This window comes from Streptomyces cyslabdanicus, assembly GCF_052663305.1.
The window spans coordinates 22,152-39,984 of record NZ_JBQRUW010000007.1; the positions used below are offsets into that span (position 1 = coordinate 22,152).

General features: G+C 69.8%; 19 protein-coding genes. 5 read left to right on the plus strand and 14 right to left on the minus strand.

Features of this window, described 5'->3' with window-relative positions:
* The first annotated feature begins 158 nt into the window (after positions 1 to 158).
* Entirely contained in the window at positions 159 to 1,421 is a 1,263-nt protein-coding gene (locus ACTYVM_RS04420) for a DUF4365 domain-containing protein (protein ID WP_445524633.1), read from the plus strand.
* A gap of 157 nt (positions 1,422 to 1,578) precedes the next feature.
* Here ACTYVM_RS04420 and ACTYVM_RS04425 read toward each other — a convergent pair whose 3' ends face one another.
* The 4 genes from ACTYVM_RS04425 to ACTYVM_RS04440 form a co-directional block, all read right to left on the minus strand.
* Positions 1,579 to 1,977 carry a PIN domain-containing protein gene (locus ACTYVM_RS04425; RefSeq protein WP_361672429.1) on the minus strand — a complete coding sequence of 133 codons (399 nt, stop codon included), beginning with the start codon at positions 1,975 to 1,977 and terminating at the stop codon, positions 1,579 to 1,581.
* On the minus strand, positions 1,974 to 2,255 hold the full coding sequence (locus ACTYVM_RS04430; protein WP_445524634.1) for a hypothetical protein: 282 nt from the start codon (positions 2,253 to 2,255) through the stop codon (positions 1,974 to 1,976). The genes ACTYVM_RS04425 and ACTYVM_RS04430 overlap by 4 nt, the downstream gene beginning before the upstream one ends.
* A 565-nt stretch (positions 2,256 to 2,820) precedes the next feature.
* A complete protein-coding gene (locus ACTYVM_RS04435) occupies positions 2,821 to 3,495 on the minus strand; it encodes a response regulator transcription factor (RefSeq protein ID WP_445524635.1) in 675 nt (224 codons plus the stop codon).
* Positions 3,492 to 4,721, minus strand: a complete 1,230-nt coding sequence (locus ACTYVM_RS04440) for a sensor histidine kinase (RefSeq protein ID WP_445524636.1) — start codon at positions 4,719 to 4,721, stop codon at positions 3,492 to 3,494. The genes ACTYVM_RS04435 and ACTYVM_RS04440 overlap by 4 nt, the downstream gene beginning before the upstream one ends.
* Before the next feature lie 262 nt (positions 4,722 to 4,983).
* Between ACTYVM_RS04440 and ACTYVM_RS04445 the strand changes: the two genes are divergently transcribed.
* Together ACTYVM_RS04445 and ACTYVM_RS04450 are read left to right on the plus strand one after the other, a co-directional pair.
* Positions 4,984 to 5,739: an ABC transporter ATP-binding protein gene (locus ACTYVM_RS04445; protein ID WP_445524637.1), complete on the plus strand. Its 756-nt coding sequence runs from the start codon at positions 4,984 to 4,986 to the stop codon at positions 5,737 to 5,739.
* A gap of 18 nt (positions 5,740 to 5,757) precedes the next feature.
* Positions 5,758 to 6,498, plus strand: a complete 741-nt coding sequence (locus ACTYVM_RS04450) for an ABC transporter permease (RefSeq protein ID WP_445524638.1) — start codon at positions 5,758 to 5,760, stop codon at positions 6,496 to 6,498.
* 165 nt (positions 6,499 to 6,663) lie between these two features.
* Here the strand turns inward: ACTYVM_RS04450 and ACTYVM_RS04455 are convergent, their stop codons facing one another.
* The 3 genes from ACTYVM_RS04455 to wrbA all read right to left on the minus strand — a co-directional run bounded on the left by ACTYVM_RS04455 (position 6,664) and on the right by wrbA (position 8,596).
* Positions 6,664 to 7,266, minus strand: coding sequence for an MFS transporter (locus ACTYVM_RS04455; protein ID WP_445524639.1), 603 nt, complete (start codon positions 7,264 to 7,266; stop codon positions 6,664 to 6,666).
* A gap of 124 nt (positions 7,267 to 7,390) precedes the next feature.
* On the minus strand, positions 7,391 to 7,852 hold the full coding sequence (locus ACTYVM_RS04460) for a nuclear transport factor 2 family protein (RefSeq protein ID WP_445524640.1): 462 nt from the start codon (positions 7,850 to 7,852) through the stop codon (positions 7,391 to 7,393).
* 135 nt (positions 7,853 to 7,987) lie between these two features.
* Positions 7,988 to 8,596, minus strand: coding sequence for an NAD(P)H:quinone oxidoreductase (gene wrbA / locus ACTYVM_RS04465; protein ID WP_445524641.1), 609 nt, complete (start codon positions 8,594 to 8,596; stop codon positions 7,988 to 7,990).
* Positions 8,597 to 8,813: 217 nt separating this feature from the next.
* Here wrbA and sigJ point away from each other — a divergent pair, with 217 nt between their 5' ends.
* A complete protein-coding gene (gene sigJ / locus ACTYVM_RS04470; protein ID WP_445524884.1) occupies positions 8,814 to 9,710 on the plus strand; it encodes an RNA polymerase sigma factor SigJ in 897 nt (298 codons plus the stop codon).
* Between the two features lie 196 nt (positions 9,711 to 9,906).
* Here the strand turns inward: sigJ and ACTYVM_RS04475 are convergent, their stop codons facing one another.
* The 4 genes from ACTYVM_RS04475 to ACTYVM_RS04490 form a co-directional block, all read right to left on the minus strand.
* Positions 9,907 to 10,134, minus strand: a complete 228-nt coding sequence (locus ACTYVM_RS04475; protein WP_445524642.1) for a helix-turn-helix domain-containing protein — start codon at positions 10,132 to 10,134, stop codon at positions 9,907 to 9,909.
* Positions 10,134 to 10,781, minus strand: coding sequence for a DUF2975 domain-containing protein (locus ACTYVM_RS04480; RefSeq protein ID WP_445524643.1), 648 nt, complete (start codon positions 10,779 to 10,781; stop codon positions 10,134 to 10,136). Before ACTYVM_RS04480 ends, ACTYVM_RS04475 begins: the two co-directional genes overlap by 1 nt.
* 321 nt (positions 10,782 to 11,102) lie before the next feature.
* Positions 11,103 to 12,047 (minus strand): prolyl aminopeptidase, encoded by a 945-nt coding sequence (gene pip, locus ACTYVM_RS04485; RefSeq protein ID WP_445524644.1) that lies wholly within the window; start codon positions 12,045 to 12,047, stop codon positions 11,103 to 11,105.
* 218 nt (positions 12,048 to 12,265) lie between these two features.
* On the minus strand, positions 12,266 to 12,472 hold the full coding sequence (locus tag ACTYVM_RS04490) for a hypothetical protein (RefSeq protein ID WP_445524645.1): 207 nt from the start codon (positions 12,470 to 12,472) through the stop codon (positions 12,266 to 12,268).
* A gap of 258 nt (positions 12,473 to 12,730) precedes the next feature.
* Between ACTYVM_RS04490 and ACTYVM_RS04495 the strand changes: the two genes are divergently transcribed.
* Positions 12,731 to 14,896 (plus strand): serine/threonine-protein kinase, encoded by a 2,166-nt coding sequence (locus ACTYVM_RS04495; protein ID WP_445524646.1) that lies wholly within the window; start codon positions 12,731 to 12,733, stop codon positions 14,894 to 14,896.
* Positions 14,897 to 15,050: 154 nt separating this feature from the next.
* On the opposite strand, the gene ACTYVM_RS04500 is transcribed toward ACTYVM_RS04495, so the two are convergent.
* The 3 genes from ACTYVM_RS04500 to ACTYVM_RS04510 form a co-directional block, all read right to left on the minus strand.
* Positions 15,051 to 15,776 (minus strand): dienelactone hydrolase family protein, encoded by a 726-nt coding sequence (locus tag ACTYVM_RS04500; RefSeq protein ID WP_445524647.1) that lies wholly within the window; start codon positions 15,774 to 15,776, stop codon positions 15,051 to 15,053.
* Between the two features lie 539 nt (positions 15,777 to 16,315).
* Positions 16,316 to 17,248: a hypothetical protein gene (locus tag ACTYVM_RS04505; RefSeq protein ID WP_445524648.1), complete on the minus strand. Its 933-nt coding sequence runs from the start codon at positions 17,246 to 17,248 to the stop codon at positions 16,316 to 16,318.
* Positions 17,245 to 17,793, minus strand: coding sequence for a SigE family RNA polymerase sigma factor (locus tag ACTYVM_RS04510; protein WP_445524649.1), 549 nt, complete (start codon positions 17,791 to 17,793; stop codon positions 17,245 to 17,247). Before ACTYVM_RS04510 ends, ACTYVM_RS04505 begins: the two co-directional genes overlap by 4 nt.
* Positions 17,794 to 17,833 lie beyond the last annotated feature (40 nt).

Genomic DNA, 17,833 nt, shown 5'->3' on the forward strand with positions numbered 1-17,833 from the left:
AGTCGTTTCCGGGCCGCGCCATGCCAGGCCGCTCAGCAGGCGCCCTGCAATCTCCCTCGCTCCGGCTCCGGTGTCATAGGTGTGGCGCAGGCTGATCCAGGCAGACACCGGCCCCTCGTCCGCAGGGGCCGGCAGGAACCTTCCGAAGGAGGCGCGGCATGCCGAAGGTCTCAAAGGGGCGGCGTGTGGGTCAGGCTGCCGTGAACGCGTTGCGCACCCTGCTTGAAAACCACGACCACATCGTTCAAGAGATATCCGGGCAGAACGACTTCGGAGAGGATTTCTATGTCACCTTCGTCGACGACGGACATCTCACGAGCGACACGATCAAGGTCCAGGTCAAGGGTGGGACTAGCTGGCGCCAAGGCAACGGCTACGCGGTGCCTGTCGACCAGCACGGTGATACCTGGGCGGACGGGAACATTCCTGTCTACTGCGTGGTGTACGACCCCGACACCAGACAACTGCACTGGGCGAACGCCACCCAACAGCTCCGCCGGTCCGGTCCGCTGAACTCCCCGCGTTTCATCGGCGTCAGCCCCAACGCTGTGCTGAACGACAGCACTGTGCCGTTCTTCGTCGCCCAGGCCCGCCGCTACGCCGGACGCTATCGGGGCCGTCAGGCGGTCCTGACCCACCTGAGCGAGATGTCCGGAGTGGAGTTCGATTCGACGGACCACGTCCTGCACTTCGTCAACGGCTTCGACGAAGACCTCATCTTCTGGAAGCGCCCGGGGGACGCGCTGGCGACGCTACTGATGAGCGCGCACGGCTGGGAACCGTACCTCGTCAGTCTGGAGTCCCTGCTGCGCTCCGAGATGACGCCGCCGGGGGATGGAGACGGAGATGGCAGTGATCCCGCTAGTCAATGGGGCGACCCCGACCTGTCGACCGCCGGGGAACTGGAGCTGAACCGTGCCGAGATCATGTGGGTGGTCTCGTGCTTCGTCTCCAGTCAGGAAGCTGACGAACCCACTGAGTGCGAGGGGTGCCCGAGTTGCACGGGCGAAGAACCGGTGGAACACGGCAACATCGAGGCGGATGTGCTCCATGACTACGTCATCGCTCGAATCGTCGACCGGGTCGAAGCGGAGCCCGACCTGCTGAGTCGGTCGATCCAGGCCATGCGCGAGGAAGCCGAACTCGATCCGGAGATCCTCAGCGAGCTCGGTCCGCTCGAAGCCGATTCAAGCGTCGTGCGCCAAGTGAACAAGCTGAGCCGGGCCACGGTGACGAAGTCGACCGACATCGAACCGGAGACATTCAGACTGGCCGTTCTCTACTTCATCCACCGCATCTACATCGGTGGCCCCTCGCTTCCTCTCGACGAGCAAGTCCGCATCGTCTGGCGCGTGCCGGAGCCCGAGTCCATGCCCTTCCAGAGGGTTCGCAACAGTGGGGGCGCCGCTACTCGGACGTGACACGCCCCTGCCCGATGCCGACCACGCTATCGTTCAGCCCGATCCGAGGCAGGTCGCGAGGGTGTCCCCCCAGCAGCCGGCCGGCCGCCTAGGCAGGAGACCGCTGAGCCAGAGCCGCGTCCGCACGGCGAGCACCGCTTCTACAAGGCGTCGCGGCTCAGACCTTCTCGGCACTCAGGCGCGGATGCTCCGCGGTGAGCAGCCCGATGTCTTCCACGTCCGAAGTCAGAATCGTCACCCGGCCGGGATGCTGCAAGGCGGTCGCGCACAGCATGGCGTCGATGGCGTACTTGTGGCCGTGCAGCCCCGCCGCTCGCAGCAAGGCGGCAGCGGATTGCGCGACGGCTTGGGTCACGGGCTCGACGCTCAGGCGGGACAGAGTCCACTTCAGTGCGGCGTCGTTGATCTTCGGATGGATCACCTCGACCAACACGGCCGCCGAGGTGATCACGGGCAAGTCCGCGTCGCGAGCCGCCGTCAGCCACTCGTGGATCTCCCGATCCCGCTGTACGGCCTTTGCCAGGCCCTCGCTGTCCAGAACCAGGACACCGCTCACGCGGCCGCCCCGGCGTTCATGGCGCCTCCAGTCAGCCGGGCACGCTTGGCCGCCACGGCCTCGGGGTCGGCCGGACCGTGCACCTTGTCGAAGTCCGCGATCAGCTCGTCCAGATTGTCGCGCTCGATCTGCCGCTGGGCCGCCTTCTCCAGGTAAGCCGAGACACCTCGCTTGCCGACCCGCTCACGGATGGCCTGCAGAGTTCCGGCGGTCAAGGTGACGGAGATACCACTGGTGGGGCCGTCGCCGGGCGGGAAGTCAACGTAGTTGTCAGTCACACTCCGAGTATGCCATTCGAAATGGCACAGTGGAGAGTGAGTGCACCGCGCGGCTCTGATCGAATGACAGAGGCGACGCTAGGCGCTCGTGGATGCAGTGCGGCCGCGAGCACCCCGTTCAACAGCTGATCCCCGCGCCGGGCGGACCGCGTGCCCTCCGCATGCCCGTAAGGACGGAAACCTACGGTCAATGACGGTGCGATCCGACACGCACGATCACCTCGGGGATCAGGTATTCATGCTGGTCAGAGCCATGCAGCCTGTGCGAGCGCCGTCGCTTCCCAAGCTGAGAGCGCGAGTTCGATTCTCGTCACCCGCTCCATGAAGAAGGCCCAGGTCGGAGACCGGGGCCTTTTTGCTGTCCTTGGCGATCACTTGCCACGTGCCAGATTCGCGCCAGAAGGCTTGTCGCCCGCCTTCTCAGCCGCAATGCCCGAGCCTTCCGGACGGTGGCGTCAAGGCCGGCGGCTAACGCGTGAGGCGCCGTAGACCCAGGTCTTCTCCGGCCCGCGAGCATGATCGACCTCGGACTTGATGCGGTGACCGTCCGACAGCCGGTTGCGGTCTACATCGCTTCGGCGAGGCCGGTGCGGTGGGCAAAGACGACGAGTTGAGCCCGGTCGCGGGCGCCGACCTTCACCATGGCGCGGTTGACGTGCGTCTTGACGGTGGCGGGGCTGAGCACGAGCTGTGCGGCGATCTCGTCGTTGGACAGTCCGGTCGCCACGAGGGTGGTGATCTCGCGTTCCCGGTCGGTGAGTGTGGCGAGCCCCCGGCGGGCGGCCTCGTCCAGGGGCCGTGGGGTGGCGGGAGCGGCGAGGAAGCGGCCGATGAGACTTCTGGTCGCGGCGGGGGACAGCAGCGCGTCGCCCCGGCTGACGGTGCGGAGGGCGTGCAGCAGCTCCTCGGCGTCGGCGCTCTTGCCGAGAAAGCCGCTGGCTCCGGCGCGCAGTGCCTCGAAGACGTACTCGTCGATCTCGAAAGTGGTGAGGATGAGGACCTTCACTCCGGCGAGGTCCTCGTCGCCGGTGATCAGGCGGGTCGCGGCGAGACCGTCGAGGACCGGCATGCGGATGTCCATCAGGACCAGGTCTGCCCGGGCGGCCTTGGCCAGCCGCACCGCCTCGCGCCCGTCGCCCGCCTCGCCGACCACCTCCAGATCCGGCGCCGGCTGGATCAGGGCCTTGAAACCGGTGCGCACCAGAGGCTGGTCGTCGGCGATGACTACGCGGATGGTCACGAGGTCGGCTCCGGAAGAAGGGCGAGGGGTTGGTAGGGCAGGACCGCGGCCACCTGGAACGCTCTCTCCGGGCGCGCATCGGCGGCGAAGTGTCCGCCGAGCGCGAGGACTCTCTCGCGCATTCCGACAATGCCATGGCCGCCCACCGGAACGGCGGCTGCGCCAGGGTCGGACCCGCCGGCTGTGCTTGCGCCTCCCAGGTCGTCGACGGTGATGTGGAGTTCGTGCAGGCCGTAGCTCAGTGCGAGCCGGGCCTTCCGTCGCCGGGAGTGTTTGCAGACGTTGGTCAGCGACTCCTGGATCACGCGGTACGCGGTGAGATCGGCCGCGGGTGCCAGGGGTACGACGGGGCCGTCAATGCGGCAGTCGATGTCCAGGCCGGATGCGCGCAGCGAGGTGAGCAGCTCCTCGATCGCGTCCAGTCCGGGCGCGGGAATCGCGACGGGGGCGACGGCCTCTCCCGGTTGCCGGAGCAGGCCGACGGTGTCGCGCAGTTCTCCGAGGGCCTTGCGGCTGGCGGATTTCACGTGGGCGAGTGCCTCGCGTGCCGCCGCGGTGTCGCGGTCGAGCGCCTGTCCGGCGACGTTGGACTGCACGCTGATGAGCGCGAGCTGGTGGCCCACGGCGTCGTGCAGGTCACGGGCGATGCGCAGCCGCTCCTTGGCGATGCGGCGCCGCGCGTCCTGTTCGCGTTCGCGTTCGGCGCGCTCGGCGCGCTGCTCGACCTCGGTGAGGTAGGCGCGGCGGTTGCGGGTGGAGTCGCCGGCTGCGATCGCCAGGCCGCCCAGCGCGATGAACGCCAAGGTCTGCGGGCCGAGCAGCGCAGGATGGAGCAGGGGCGCGTGGGCCATGGCGAGCGCGGCCAGAACGCCGCCGCCGATGGACAGGCTGCGCCGGCGTTCGACCAGGTCGGCAACCGTGTACAGGGCGATCAGCGGGGCGAGCAGGATCAGCACCCCCCTGGTGCCGCCGGTGGCAGCGAGGAACGCCTCCGCGGCCACAGCGCTGACCAGCAGCACCGCCAGCGGGCGCCGGCGCCGCCCGGCCAGCGCCCCACAGGCGAGCACGGCGGAGACGATCGCCACGGTGCCGTTGCCCACGGCGGCGACATCGTGCCCGGCGAAGGTGGTCAGCACGGTGGCGGCGAACACGGCCAGGGCGATCGCCACGTCCGCCAGGTGCGCATGCCGACGCACGGCGCGACGCAGGTGGCTGAGGGCGTTCATGCCTTCACGATAGGCGGGCGTCCCGGGCATGCCGTCCGCCGTGCGTGACAGCCCGGGGTACCACGCACGCGGTAGACGGCCAGGTAACTGCCCACGGACGCGGTAGCCGGGATTGCCGTGGCCGGGCGACGACGGGCGGCGACGGGCTGGGGAGGGTGGTCTCGGCGCCCCGGCCGGGCGCCGAGAAGCAACGCGTGAACACACGAAAGGCGAGCACCCCCATGTATCCGACCTTCGCGCCGATCCCGCGCCGGAGCACACCATGAGCGGCGGCATCCTGGTGAAAGGCCTGACCAAGCGGTACGGCACGATGACCGCCGTCGATTCACTGACCTTCGAGGTGGAGCCCGGGGTGGTGACCGGGTTCCTCGGGCCGAACGGGGCCGGCAAGACCACCACGCTGCGCATGCTCCTGGGTCTCGTGACGCCCACGGCGGGCAGGGCTCTGATCGACGGCCGCCGCTACACCGAGCTCAGCGAGCCACGGCGGGTCGTCGGGGCGGTCCTGGAGGCCACCGGCTTCCATCCTGGCCGGCGTGGGCGCGACCACCTGCGGATTCTGGCCGGGGCGAGAGGCATCCCGCGCTCGCGCGTCGAGGAGGTGCTGGACCGGGTCGGGCTGGCCGACGCCGCCGACCGGCGGGTGGGCGGCTACTCGCTCGGCATGCGCCAGCGGCTGGGCCTGGCCTCCGCCCTGCTCGGCGACCCGCAGGTGCTCATCCTCGACGAACCCGCCAACGGCCTCGACCCGGCCGGAATGGCCGAGTTGCGGGACCTGCTGCGCGACCTGGCCGGCGAGGGCCGCACGGTCCTGATGTCCAGCCACGTGCTGAGCGAGGTGGCGCAGACCGTGGACCGCGTGGTCATCGTCGCCGGCGGCACGCTGCGCCATACAGGCCTGCTGTCCGAGCTGACCGACGCGAAGGGGGAGACGCTCGAAGCCGCGTTCCTCCGGCTGACGTCCAAGCCCCTCACCGACTCCGCGACCGGCGCCACGACGGCGTCCACGCGTGGCTGAGCACGAGAAGCGAGTGACATGTACGGCCTGATCCACACCGAAGTACTCAAACTGCGCACCGTCCGCGGCCCGTGGCTGCTGCTGGCCGCTGCCCCGCTGCTGGTGGCCGCGGGCGTCAGCGGTCTGGTGGTCTCCGGGAAGAAGGCGCTCGATACGACCACCCAGAGCGGGGCGCTCTCACATGTGGGCCTGACCTCGATGTTCACGCTGGTGTTCGGGATCCTCGCGGTCGCCGGAGAGTACCGGCACAAGACCATCACCGACACTTGTCTGAGCACTCCCGCACGCGGACGCGTCATCGGCGCCAAACTCCTGGTCTACGCGGTGTTCGGCGCCCTGGCCGGAGTGGTCAGCAGCCTGACGGGCCTCGGTGTCGCGGCCGCCTGGTGGTCGGACAAGGCCGTGCCCTTCGTGTGGTCCGACTCACAGATGTGGACCACGATCGGCGGCGGCATCGCCTGGAACGCGGCGTTCGCCGCCATCGGCGTAGGAGTCGGCGCGCTCATCCGCAGCCTGGTCGGCGCAGTCGCGGTCGCGCTGGCCTGGGTCGCCCTGGTCGAAGGCATCGTCGGTCAACTGATCGGCAACCTCGCCCGTTGGCTGCCCTTCAACGCCGGCCAGGCGCTCGGCGCCGGAGCCAAGGCCATGGCCGGCGAGAACCTGCTACCACGCGTGGGCGGCGGCGCGGTCCTGGCGATCTACACGCTCATCTTCGCGGTACTCGCCGTCACCACCGGCATGCGACGCGACGTGTCCTGACCTGCCGCGTACCGCGCCCGCCGTGCTCACGCCTACGAACGCGAGTCAGCCGCAGCCGACCGAAGCGGGCGGCCGCGAGCGGCGACCCGGCGGGGTCCGGCGGGCCCCCTCAACACGGCCATGGCCCTGCCGGCGGATGCATCGGCTCCCGTTGGGTACGTGCGTTCACCCTTCCGTTTCGGACGCCGGCCGGGCCGGCACACCGCGCCCGCGGGCCTGTACGGCCACCGCGCCCGCTGCCACGAGGACGGCCAGGGCTGCGAAGCCGTGGGTGAGGGTTGCGATCGAGGCGACGGCCGCGACGAGCAACGGTCCGCCCGCGTCGCCGAGTTCGCGGCCGAGTTCAGCGGCGCCCATGGTCTGCCCCAGACGTTCCGCGGGGGTGCTCGCAGCCAGTGCGGCGAAGCCCAGTGGCGTGATCAGGCCCGTACCGGCTCCGATCAGGACCGCGCCCAGCAGCACACCGGCCAGGCCGGGCAGCACGGCGCAGGCCAGACCGGCGGCGGTGACCAGCAGCCCCGCGACCAGGCCGGTACGCGTCGTCAGCCGACCGTCGTCCAGAGCACGCCCGGCCTTCGGCTGCACGACGGCCGCAACGGCCGCCAGCACCGAGACCGCGGCACCGGTCGCGACCGTGCCCAGCCCGGCTGCCCTGCCGGAAACCGGCAGGAAGCCCACACCGACCGAGAGGGCGGCAGTCGCCGCGGCCAGCGCCGCCGTCGGGGCGAGGAAGGCCGGGTCGGCCAGGCGGCGGGCCAGGTCAAGCACGGTCTGACGTCCACTCCCCGCCTCGCGCGACGGGACGGCGCGAACTCGTACAGGTCGAGGATCTCCGGCAGATCGGCAAGCCCGGGTCCTCCCGCCCGCACCCACGTGGCGATGTCGGCGAGGCTCAGGAGCGGCCGCTGAGGCTTGCGGCCACGGCGGTCAGTCGGTCCATCGCGTGAGCCACGCCGAGCCCATCCATGTAGTCGCGGACATGCACGATCCGGCTGTTGCGGACCCGGATCACGAGGAGGCCCGGGAAGCTGAAGGGCCGGCCGGTCGTGGTCATGGTCCCGGAGACGACCTGCTCGACGACGATCACCTCCGGGTCGGTGTTCTCATGCACGACGACTTCGCGGATCTCCTGCGGTTGCGCCGGGCTTGCGTCCCAGGCCGCTCGATAGCCCGCGCGGACCTCTTCGCGTCCCTGGTAGCGCTCAGGCATGCCAGGAAAGAGGAAAGGAAACTCGTGCACGGCGTCGACCGCGTACAGATCGGCCAGATCGTCCGCGGACTTGTCGAGCATCGCTCGCTGGTAGCGGGCCAAGACCTCACGAGGGCCGAGGTTGGTCGAGGTTGTGTCCGGCATGGCGGTGGACTCCGTTCAGTCAACGTGTGGACGAGTTCATTCGAGCGCTGGGCCAGAACGTCGGGCCTCTGGGTCTGTGGACCGGACGAGGGCCTCCAAGATCCGGTTGTGACGCCCGACTTGGAGACCCTCGGGTCAGTTGGCGCGGCCCGCTTTGAGGGCTGTTGCTGTTTCGGTGACGCGGCGGCCCTGGTGGGCGGCGGCCTGGAGGGTGGTCTCGCTGGGCGCGCCTTCGCCGACCACGTGTGAAGTGCCGTACGGATTGCCCGACTTGAACTGGACGGGGTCGGTGTAGCCGGGCGGGACGATGATGCCGCCCCAGTGGTAGAACGTGTTCGACAGGGCGAGGATCGTGGATTCCTGGCCGCCGTGCGCGGTGTTCGAGGCGGTGAACGCCGAGTAGACCTTGCCGGCAAGCTTGCCCGGAAACCACAGCGGACCCGTCGTGTCGATGAACGCCCTCAGCTGACTGGCCGGGTTTCCGAACCGGGTCGGCGTCCCGAACAGCACCGCGTCCGCCCACTCCAGATCATCCAGACCCACCTCCGCCACATCCGCGGTCTCCCGCAGATGCTGCGCCCACGCCGGCTTCCCCTCCACCGCCTCCACCGGCGCCGTCTCCGCCACCTTCAACACACGAACCTGCGCACCCGCCTTCTCCGCCCCCTCGGCAACAGCCCGAGCCAGCGAATACACCGTCCCCGTCTGGCTGTAATACACAATCGCAACATTCACAGATGCCATGAGAAGTGCCCTTCTTGCGGTGATGCCCGGTGCTGTCGAGCGGGCGTGGGTGTTCATCCATGAGGACGACGCAGCCCGGCAAGATGTGAGGCGAACGTCCCACAGAGGCCGGACCCAGGAGACTGACGAGACCGTGACCCACCCGACCGACGCGACCGACCCGTTCGCTTCTTCCGGCGCCTCCTTATGGGAGAACGATCCCGAACTGGCCACGATCATGAGCAAGCGGCGCCAGCTGCTCAGCCTCGGCTACCGCCTGCTCGGCTCCCTGTCGGAGGCCGAGGACGTGGTCCAGGAGGTGTACACCCGGTGGTACGCGCTGTCCCCGCAGGAGCGCAGCGGCATCGACTCCCCCGGCGGTTGGCTGACGACCGTCGTCAGCCGTATCTGCCTGGACCTGCTCGGCTCGGCACGGGCCCGGCGCGAGCGCTACGTGGGGGCCTGGCTCCCGGAACCGCTGCCGGGAAACGCACGCTGGTTCAGCGGGCGCGGTACCGAGGCCGACGTCCCTGATCTCGCGGACCGGGTCGCCCTCGACGAATCGGTCACCATGGCGTTCCTCGTCGTGCTCGACGCGATGACCCCGGCCGAGCGGGTCGCGTTCGTCCTGCACGACGTCTTCTGCTACCCCTTCGCGGACATCGCCGAGATCGTCGGCCGCTCGCAGGAAGCCTGCCGCCAGTTGGCTTCCTCCGCCCGTCGGCGCGTACGTGCCGCGCGGCCACCAGAGCCCCGGACAACACGTCGCGCCGACGTCGTCAGGGCCTTCAAGCAGGCCTGGCAGGCCCAGGACATCGACGCCCTGCTCGGTGTACTGGCGCCCGAGGCCACGGCCACAGGCGACGGCGGCGGGCGCGTCAGGGCCGAGCTCCGCCCGGTCGAAGGAGCCGAGGCGATCGCTCGCTTCTACGTCCACCGGGCGCGGGCGGCAGCCGGGTTGACGATTCTGGAGCGCACGGTGAACGGCTGTCCGGGTCTGGCGGTCCAGGTCGACGGCGTCATTGTGACCGTGCTGTCGTTCGACATCCGGGATGGTCGGATCACCAGGATCTGGGCCGTGCTCAACCCCGACAAGCTCCGTTCCTGGACGACGAGCCGCCCCGCGGCCGACTGACCCGACGCACGCAGCCGATGTGAACCGGACCGGCTCCGCCTCTCCCGCGGAGCCGCCCGACACCAGCGGGCAGCTCCGGCGGTGCGAGCGCGGCCGCGACTGCCACCTCGTCGCCGCGGTCTCGTACGCCGCGGGCCGCGACCAGTTCGACGACCGGTATGTGGGTGCGCGCACCACAACCGCGCCATTACGCAGCTCAGCGCGGGCGGTAGCTGAGGAGATCGCCCGGCTGGCACTCCAGTACCTCGCAGATGCGGCTCAAGGTGGTGAACCGCACGGCCCTTGCCCTGCCGTTCTTGAGGATCGACAGATTCACGTGGGTGACTCCGACCCGGTTGGCAAGTTCCGTCAAGGTCATCCCCCGCTCCTCGAGCAGCCGGTCGAGATGGACCTCGATCGCGTGCTCCTGCTTCTCCTCAGGCATCAGACCGTCCCATCGAGGTCCTCGCGCATGGTGATGCCGACGCGCATGATCCGGGCGAAGGAGAGAACGCCGAGGCCGGTGAGGATCGCCAGGAAGGGAACGTCCCACGACAGCAGTCCGGCGGGGACGGCACTGATGTCGCTGTCGAGTCTCAGGGTGGCGATGAGAGCCTTCTCGGCCATAGAAGTAGCAATCGAGGTGAGCACACTGCCTGCCAGTATCCACCAACCCAGCCGGCGCAGCCGCTCCGCGGTCTGTGTGGTGTAGAGGCCGTCGCGCGCTGCGCTTCGGATCACCCGGAGGGCGAGCAGGAGTGCTCCGACGACGAAGATGAAGGGAGCCAGCTGGGTTGCGGTGTTGAGCAGGCTCTGCACCGTACTGGGGGCTTCCGTGCAGTACTCCGGGTGGGCGTCCACGGTGAACCTGGCCCCCGGTGCGGGTGCGAAGTCCGGGCTCGGCTGCGCATCGTCGCCGATCCTCGTGTTGGTATCCGTGGCACAAATGGACTTCTCGCCGATGCCGAGAACGTGCACGTTGTCGGCGAACAGCGAAGCGAGCAGTCCCATGCCCGTCAGCGCCGCGAGCAGCGTCAGGACGCCCGTGACCGCCGTCGATATCGGCTCCAGAGGATTGCGGACCTTCGACATGACGACACCCACCCCTATCGATTATCGATGTTATCGAAAGACGATACAGAGGCCTGCGTGGACTCGACAACCTCCGCGGTCACACGCCACCAGCTCTCCGGTGGCTCCTCCTTGCGGTGCGGGTGGCGCCCGAACGGTCGACAGAGTGTGTCCGGTGTGCCGGATGCCGTAGCACCGGAAGCCGTCCGGGAGGCCGGTCACCACGCGTGCCCGATCGCACGGGACCCGCGGGGAACGGCGGTGTCGAGCGGGCACGGCGCAACGCAACGGCCCCTGACCGATTCGCCTGGTCAGGGGCCGTTCACCTGCGACCTGGCCCCTTCACCGCGTGGCGAACCGGTCGAGCGCGTTCAGCATCCAGGTGCGCTTGATGTCGCTGCCCAGATGGCCTGAGTGGTCGTCAACCAGGAGTTCGGCTCCGGGCCAGGCACGAGCAAGTTCCCACGCGGTGTCCACCGGGCGCCGGCCGTGGATGAGCACGCCCGGGATGCCGGCGAGGCGACCTGCGTCGCGGATCACGGCGTTCTCCTCCAGCCAGCCGGCGTGCGCGTAATAGTGCGCCGTGAGCCGGACGAACGCCAGCAGATCGTCGTCCGGCCGACCGTCGTAGACGGCCGGTACGGCCTTCGCCTCGAGGGAGAGCACCACATCCTCCCAGGTGCGCCAGGCGTTCGCCGCCGGGTACCGCACCCGCGGGTCGGGGTCCCCCAGCAGGCGTGCATACGCCCCGACGATGTCGCCGTCGCGGTCGGTTCCGGCGCTCGCCCTGAACTGTTCCCACTCCTCGGGAAAGAAGCGCCGCACGTCTCGGTAGAGCCAGTCGATCTCCGAGCGCCGCGTGGTGCTGATGGCGCTCAGCATGATCTCCGATACGCGATGGGGGTGGCGCTCGGCGTAGACGAGAGCGAGTGTGGTGCCCCAGGAGCCGCCCGTCAGCAACCAGCGGTCAACGCCAAGGTGTTCGCGTAGCAGTTCCATGTCGGCGACCAGGTGTTCGGTGGTGTTGTGCCGCAGGTCCGTGCCGGGATCACTCGCGTGCGGCGTGCTGCGCCCGCATCCGCGCTGGTCGAACAGGACGGCCCGGTATCGCTCCGGATCAAACATCCGGCGCATGTTCGGCACGCATCCCTGGCCCGGACCGCCGTGCACCATCACGGCCGGCTTGCCGTCCGGGTTGCCGCAGGTCTCCCAGTACACGAGGTGGCCGTCGCCGACATCGAGCATTCCCTGGTCGTACGGCTCGATCGGAGGGTAGAGCTCGGCCATGTCCTGCCCTTTCGTCCCGTCAGAGGCCACCGACGTCGTGCCGCCGGGCATCCTCTCAATCTGGGGCCGAAAGTGTCGCCTCGATTTCAGGGAATGGGGAATGGGGCAACGCGTGGGAGCCGAGGGTGCCCGACGGGTCGGCACAGTCCCTGCGATTCTCCCGGCCACGCGCCGCGGGAGCGCCCCGCGGCGCGTGGCTGCGGGGCGCCTTGTGGGGGTTAGTCGATCTTCTCCCCGTTGTGCGTACCGCCCTTGCAGAGGTTGTCTGCCAGATCGGGCGTTCCGCCGCCCTGCTTGCACTCGGAAGGGGTGACGTAGGAGGGGGCACCCTGTGCGGCGGCGGTGGCGGTGGCGGCGCCTGCGAGGCCGAGTCCGGCGAGGCCTGCCGTGGCGATGGCAGCGACGAGGATTCGTCGAATGCGCATGTGGTTCCCCTTTCACGGTTGCCTCGGTTGGGGCACTAGTCAGCCTGACTTTCACTCATGTGGGTGGCACGTCATGCTGCGCCATTCGAGTGACAGTGCCGTACTTGCAGGAGTTGGGGCCTCATCTGGACGGATGACCCAGCGCACGGCTCGGGGCACGGGGAAACCGATGCGTGATGGGCGCGGCTCCGTTTCCGGAGGGGCAGGCCCTAGTCTGATCCCCGTGAGGCAGGCAGGCGCTGGGAAGGATGATCGGCGATGACGCCCCTGAACAGCGGGGACCCGGAGTTCATAGGCGGGTACACCCTTCTCGGTCGGCTCGGGGCGGGCGGCATGGGAGTCGTCTTTCTGGGAGTCTCCGCCTCGGGACGGCAGGTCGCGGTCAAGCTCGTGCACGGACCGTATGCCCAGGAGGAGGAGTTCCGGACGCGCTTCCGGCAGGAGATCGTGGCAGCGCGCAGAGTGAGCGGCGCCTTCACCGCGCCTGTCGTGGATGCCGACCCGGACGCCGACCGGCCGTGGATGGCGACGCTCTACGTGCCGGGGCTCAACCTTGCCGAAGTCGTCAAGAACGACGGCCCGCTGAACCAGCGGGAACTGCGCGCGCTGGGGCTGGGGCTCACCGAGGCGCTGCGCGACATCCACCGGGTGGGCCTGGTGCACCGGGACCTCAAACCGGGCAACGTCCTGATGACCGATGACGGGCCGCGCGTCATCGACTTCGGCATATCGCGCGCTTCCGACAACCAGAACCTCACCGCGACCGGACGGATGATCGGCACTCCGCCCTTCATGTCGCCGGAACAGCTGTCCTCTCCCCGAGACGTCACCCCGGCCTCGGACGTGTTCTCGCTGGGGTCACTGCTGGTGTTCGCGGCCGTCGGCACGGGACCGTTCGACGCCGACAGCCCGTACATCACCGGCTATCAGGTGGTGCACGGGACCCCGGACCTGGGCGGGGTGCCCGAAGCGCTGCTGGGCATCGTCGAGCGCTGCCTGGACAAGGACCCGGCCGCACGGCCGGACCTGACGGACATCCACCGCATGCTCCAGGCGCTGCCGGAATCCGATGCCACCGGGTTCCCTGAGACCGGGCAGTCCGCGCAACCCTGGCGTCGCCCCACTTCGCGAAGCGCGGCCACCATCTCCGCGGGTGCCGCGACCGGCACCAGCACCAGCACCAGCACCAGCACCGGCGAGCGCCGACGCGCACGGATGCTGCTCACCGGCCTCGGCGCGGCGCTGGCCGTCACGGGGCTGTGCGTCGGGGTGGGTGTCTTCGTGTCCGCCCCGGACACCACCGCCGCCACCGACGCCACCGCCACGGCCCGTGCCGCCTCACTGCCCGACGGCTGGCGGCCGTGGCGGACGAAGCTGCGGTACGACGTGAAGGGTGTTCCTCTCGACTACGGCAGCCCCGGATGTGTGGCGGAGGGAAGCGCCCTGTTCTGCGGCGGTACGGGATTCACGGCCGCCAGAATCGACGCGGCCTCCGGCCGCACCCTGTGGCGGACCGGCACCCGGCCTCAGGGGGTGGAGCCGATCGGCGTTCGCGACGGGCTGGTCTACATGTACGAGGAACCGGGCGACGAGACCAGGCGGGTGGTGGCTCTCGACGCCGGTACCGGGCACCGGCGGTGGCAACGCGACATCAACCGGGCCGAGAAGGCGGTCCTGTACGACGGCGGACTGCTGACCCTGTCTCCCGACTCCTCGTGGTTCGTGGCCTACGGACCGTCCGGCAAGGAACTGTGGCGGGCGCCTTCGCTCGACGAGTACTGCACTCCGTCGGCGCTGGGAGGCGTCCCCTACGCCCTGTGTTCGGAGGGCACCGAGCCCGGCCAGGCCCCGGTCGATCTGATGAAGCTCGGACCCGGCAGCCTGACCGAGAGCGCCACACTGCCCAAGAAGGCGGAGGCGCTCGGCGCCGTCGGCGGGCAGCCGCTGTTCCTCGCTCCCCAGACCGCGAAGGACGTGTACGAAGCCGGGTACGAACGACCGTACACCGCGCTGCTGCGGGTGGCCCCGGAAACCGGGCAGGTCAGACGGATACCACTGGCACACCCGCTGACCGGCGCGGCCACCCTTGCGAACGGCGTCGTCTACTTCGTCCGGTCCGACGGGTCGGTCACCGCGGTGTCGGCGGACAGCGGCAAACAACTCTGGCAGCAGGTCACGGACGTGGAGAGCCTGTCCGTGCCCGCGGTGTCGGGGACGTACAAGCGGGTCTATTTCTCCAACCGCTTCGGCCGTCTGCTGGCACTGGACAGTCGCACCGGAGCGGAGGTCTGGCGCACCTCCGCGCTGGACGACCCCGGGGACAAAGCGCAGAGCTACCCGCCGCGCGTGCTGCTCGTCAAGGACGCGATCGTGGCCATGGCCGGCGACACGGCCTTCTCCCGGAGCCCGGACGGGCCCGCCTGAGCAGTCGCGACGCCCCTTCTGCAGCTTGCTCGCACGCGCGTGCCACCCTTCGCGGCGCGCCGCCCCGCCGGACCAAGTCCAGCGGGGCGGAATCAACCGACGGGATCCGAGTTGGCGGGGGCCCGCGGTCTGCTGCCGGCCTGGCGGCCCGGCCTCACTTCAGGTGTCGGTCGAAGAACCGGGCCCCGTCCTCCAACTCGAACCACGGGGTGCCGGTGTGCCCGCCGAGATTGGCGTGCAGCGTCTTCTCCTTGGTGCCGAAGGCGTCGAACAGGTCCAGGGCCCGCTGTCGGGGGTTCCCTTCGTCGTCCCACTGCAGCAGGAACAGCAGTGGAACGGTGACCTGCCGGGCCTCCTCGCGCTGGGCGCGGGGCACGTAACCGCCGGCGAAGAAACCGGCGGCCGCGATGCGCGGCTCGAGGACCGCCAGCCGAATGCCGACGGCGGTCCACCCCGAGTACCCGACCGGGCCGCCGCCGATCTCGGGCAGCGCAAGGAGGGCGTCCAGGGTGGTCCGCCATTCCGGGACCGCGTTTTCGACCAGCGGGCCGATGAAGGACTCGAAGATCTCGTCGACCGGCTCGCCGGCCCGCATCGCCCGGCGGAGGTCGACGCGGGCCTGCTCGTCGGCGGCGGAACGGGGCCGGTCACCGCACCCGGGGGCGTCGATGGCGGCCACCGCGTAGCCGTACGCCGCGTAGTGCCGGGCCCGGGCCACCAGCCGGGGCTCCCGCTTGGGCAGGCCGTTGTTGTGGGCCATCAGGATCAGCGGGGCCGGTTCGGCGGATTCAGGCGTCCACAGGGTGCCGGGGATCTCGCCGAGGGTGAACTCGCGTTCGAGGACGCCGTCGTCGAGGCGCTGTTCAGAAGTGAAGTGCATGGTCGTGCCTTTCGGGAGGGCTCTTGAACGGCGCTCCCGGACGACCTATCGCCCGACCGTGACCCCGGAGGAGAGCACCCATGTCGATACTGTGTTCACGGGTACCACCTCCTCGTTCTCTCGCACGGCCTCCGGAAACGTAGCAGTGGCCGCCGTGGTCCGCCAAACGGATTTTCGCGCGGGCTCCGTGGGCCCCCTCAGGCGCTCGGCCGTGCCGAGCGGCCGATGTGCCCGGCCACCGCACCCGCACCGGCGAGGAGCACGACACCGGCGACCACGAGCGCGAGCCGGGTACCGAACCGACCGACACCCCACGCCCGAGATCGCCGCGGCGGGCTGAGCAGCGGCCGAATGTGCCGGCGTTCCTGGACGCCGCGGGTGCGGCCCTCGAAAGCTCTACTTCTTCTTCAGCGACCCGGACTCGCGCAGCACCTACCACGCGCACCGCTACGACTGCTGGAGCGCGGACGGGAGAGCGGAGGGGGAGCCCGGTGCCCGGGGGCGCCATCCCCTGTGTGGCGCCCCCGGGCGGGTGGTGGCTACGGCACCTGCTTCTCGTAGTACTTGTCCTTGTCGGAGTCGTAGACGAGCTTGCTGTCGGCGTCGTAGCCCCTGATCCGCGGGGCCGCGGTGACCTGCCGGTCCAGGACGCCGGAGGCGACGAACCAGCCGTGGTCCAGGACGGCCTGGCTGGTGGCGCCGCCGTAGGAGACGGTCACCCGGGCCACCGACGGCTCGACGGTGCCGATGACGCCCCATCGGAACGGCAGCTTCCAGTTGCCGTGGTCGAGGATGCTCTGCTGGTAGAGCTTGCCGCCGTTGTCGTCCGCCCGCACCGGGACGGCGTCCGACGAATCGTCGTAGCCCATGCTGGTGTTGAGGCCGGAGGCCTCACCGTTCTTCAGGTTGCAGATCAGCCGGGTCGGCTTCGGCTGCTCCTTCACCGCGACGACGAAAATGCCGTCGCCGGGCGCGTTGGAGTCGCCGGTGCTGTTCATCGCCAGGATGATCCGGTACTCCTCCGCCACGCCCAGGTCCGGACGGAAGTCGGACGAGGGGCTTGTGAGCGGCTGGTCGTAGGCGAGGCACTTCTTCAGCCCGTCGGCGGCCTGCCCGAAGGTGATTCCGTCGAGGAGCTGGCCCTCCGTGGCCGGCCGCGCGGGTTCCGGCGACGGAGACGGTGCCGGCGACGTCCGCGGCGTGGCGCTGACCGACGGTTTCGATGCCACCGTGTTCCCGCCCGCGTCGCCGCCGGCCAGCGCGTACGCCCCCACGGGCACCGCCGCCAGGGTCACCAGCGCGGCCCCGGCCGCCACCCGGCGCCGCCGTTCGACCGTGCCCCGGCGGCGGATCACCGGATACGGGGCCGGCGCGGGCCGGATCGTGTTCGCGTCCTCGGCGAGCAGTTCGCGCAGCTGCTCCTCGAAGTCCTCGCCGGCTACTGCCTCCTGCTGGTTCTGCTCCTCGTTCACTTGCTGCCTCTCTGCCCGGACGGCACTCGGCTGCGGACAGGTTCGTCCACGACCTGTGTGAGCCCCGGATGTGTACGCAACTTCGCCAGCGCCTTGGACGCCTGGCTCTTGACCGTGCCGGGTGAGCACCCGAGGATCTCGGCGACCTCGGCCTCGGGCAGGTCCTCCCAGTAGCGCATGACGATCACCGCCCGCTGCTTCGGCGGCAGCCCGGCCAGCGCCGCGAGCAGGGCGCTGCGCTCGTCGGCCCGTGTGACGGCCTCGTCGCGCCCGGCCGCGTCCGGCGGCGTCGCGGTCAGCGCCTCCCTGACCCGCCGTTTGCGGAACCGGTCACTGTTGCAGTTGACCAGGATCCGCCGGACGTACGCCTCCGGACTGGCGCTGCGCGAGACGCGCCGCCATGAGCGGTACGCCTTGGCCAGCGCCGTCTGTGTCAGGTCCTCGGCATGGTGCACATCGCCGGTGAGCAGATACGCGGTCCGCACGAGATGGGACCACCGCGCTCTGACGAACTCCTGGAACTCGGCCTCCTGTTTGGCCTGCATCAAGCACCCTCCCTCGCCCTCCAGACCACCGTTTCGGCGG

Excerpts from the sequence above, each read along its gene's own strand:
- ACTYVM_RS04475 (WP_445524642.1), bottom strand. The coding sequence starts at position 10,134 with ATGCCTGAGGAGAAGCAGGAGCACGCGATCGAGGTCCATCTCGACCGG.
- sigJ (WP_445524884.1), top strand. The coding sequence starts at position 8,814 with ATGAGCAAGCGGCGCCAGCTGCTCAGCCTCGGCTACCGCCTGCTCGGC.
- ACTYVM_RS04450 (WP_445524638.1), top strand. The coding sequence starts at position 5,758 with ATGTACGGCCTGATCCACACCGAAGTACTCAAACTGCGCACCGTCCGC.
- ACTYVM_RS04480 (WP_445524643.1), bottom strand. The coding sequence starts at position 10,781 with ATGTCGAAGGTCCGCAATCCTCTGGAGCCGATATCGACGGCGGTCACG.
- ACTYVM_RS04500 (WP_445524647.1), bottom strand. The coding sequence starts at position 15,776 with ATGCACTTCACTTCTGAACAGCGCCTCGACGACGGCGTCCTCGAACGC.
- ACTYVM_RS04495 (WP_445524646.1), top strand. The coding sequence starts at position 12,731 with ATGACGCCCCTGAACAGCGGGGACCCGGAGTTCATAGGCGGGTACACC.
- ACTYVM_RS04510 (WP_445524649.1), bottom strand. The coding sequence starts at position 17,793 with ATGCAGGCCAAACAGGAGGCCGAGTTCCAGGAGTTCGTCAGAGCGCGG.
- ACTYVM_RS04420 (WP_445524633.1), top strand. The coding sequence starts at position 159 with ATGCCGAAGGTCTCAAAGGGGCGGCGTGTGGGTCAGGCTGCCGTGAAC.
- wrbA (WP_445524641.1), bottom strand. The coding sequence starts at position 8,596 with ATGGCATCTGTGAATGTTGCGATTGTGTATTACAGCCAGACGGGGACG.
- ACTYVM_RS04460 (WP_445524640.1), bottom strand. The coding sequence starts at position 7,852 with ATGCCGGACACAACCTCGACCAACCTCGGCCCTCGTGAGGTCTTGGCC.
- ACTYVM_RS04440 (WP_445524636.1), bottom strand. The coding sequence starts at position 4,721 with ATGAACGCCCTCAGCCACCTGCGTCGCGCCGTGCGTCGGCATGCGCAC.
- ACTYVM_RS04445 (WP_445524637.1), top strand. The coding sequence starts at position 4,984 with ATGAGCGGCGGCATCCTGGTGAAAGGCCTGACCAAGCGGTACGGCACG.
- pip (WP_445524644.1), bottom strand. The coding sequence starts at position 12,047 with ATGGCCGAGCTCTACCCTCCGATCGAGCCGTACGACCAGGGAATGCTC.
- ACTYVM_RS04490 (WP_445524645.1), bottom strand. The coding sequence starts at position 12,472 with ATGCGCATTCGACGAATCCTCGTCGCTGCCATCGCCACGGCAGGCCTC.